This window comes from Terrabacter sp. P5_B1, assembly GCF_056400505.1.
Genome location: NZ_JBFULD010000557.1, coordinates 1 through 1,326, shown reverse-complemented (window position 1 = coordinate 1,326; position 1,326 = coordinate 1). Strand labels below are relative to the sequence as shown.

Here is a 1,326-nt window from a genome sequence, read left to right as displayed (position 1 = left end):
CCCCGAGACGGCGACGCAGCGGCTCGGGCGCCTGCTCGACATGGTGCCGTGGCTGCTCCAGCACCGCGGCGTGCCGATCTCCGAGGCCGCGCGCGAGTTCGGCGTCGACGAGGACCAGGTCGTCGAGGACCTCGAGTTGCTCTTCGTCTGCGGCACACCGGGCTACGGCCACGCCGAGCTCATCGACGCCCAGTGGGACAGCGGCCACATCTACCTCGACAACGCCGACGACATCGCCGCTCCCATGCGCCTGACCCGCGACGAGGCGGTCACCCTGACGGCCGGACTGCAGGCCCTGGGCTCGACGCTGGTCGGGTCCGACGTCGCCGAGCGCACGCTCGACAAGATCAGGGTGGCGGCGGCGACGACCGTCGGCGAGCCGACGGGTCGCATCGACCTCGACCTCGACGACGGCAGCCAGCACCCGGCCATGGCGACGCTCAAGGACGCCTTCGCTCGCGGCCGGCGGGTGCACCTGCGCTACTACGTCGCCACGCGGGACGAGTCGACCGAGCGCGACGTCGACATCATGCGCATCCTCAACCTCGACGCGCAGTGGTACGTCGAGGGCTACTGCCACCGCGCCCAGGACGTCCGGCTCTTCCGGCTCGACCGCGTCGAGGACGTCTCCGTGCTCGATGTCGACGGCACGCCCCCGAGGCAGGCGCGTCCCCGCGATCTCGACGACGTGTTCGTCCCCGGCGAGAACGACGTCACCGTCGTCATCGAGGCAAGTCGCTGGGCGGCCTGGATCGCGGACTACTACCCCAACGAGGGGGTCGAGCGTGGGCCCGACGGGTCGCTGCGGGTGACCCTCAAGGTCGCCGACCCGGCTCTCGTCCGGCGCCTCGTCCTGCGCCTCGGGGGAGAGGCGCGGGTCGTCGAGCCGCCGGAGCTCGTCGACGCAGTGGCCGACGAGGCGCGGTCCGCGCTGGCGGCCTACGGCGAGCCCGGCTGAGGGCCACGCTCCCGCACGGCGCACAGGTCCGGTTCACCGAGCGCACGTATGCTGGTCACCTGCAGCACCGAGGCTGCACCATGACGGTTCCGATCCGGACCGGCCTTCGACGAGGAGACGTAACCATGCCCAACCTGGGTGCCCCCGAACTCATCATCATCGCGGTCGTGCTCATCGCCCTGTTCGGCTGGAAGAAGCTCCCCGACATGGCTCGCAGCCTCGGCCGTTCCGCCCGGGTCTTCAAGTCCGAGGTCGACGAGCTGAAGAAGGACGGCAAGCCCGTCCCCAGCGACGCGGCACGGACCACCGTGCCCGGCGACGTCGTCGACGCGGACGCCGAGCGGCGCGCCGCCGAGGCCCGCCTGGCG

Annotated in this window: 2 protein-coding genes; both read left to right on the top strand. The window is 71.8% G+C overall.

Annotation, left to right across the window (positions count from 1 at the left end):
* The coding region (locus AC1DP0_RS21945; protein WP_478088719.1) for a helix-turn-helix transcriptional regulator at positions 1-958 on the top strand (958 nt) is incomplete at its 5' end.
* Positions 959-1,083: 125 nt separating this feature from the next.
* Positions 1,084-1,326 (top strand): Sec-independent protein translocase subunit TatA (gene tatA, locus AC1DP0_RS21940; RefSeq protein ID WP_478088715.1); only part of this gene is annotated, 243 nt, incomplete at its 3' end.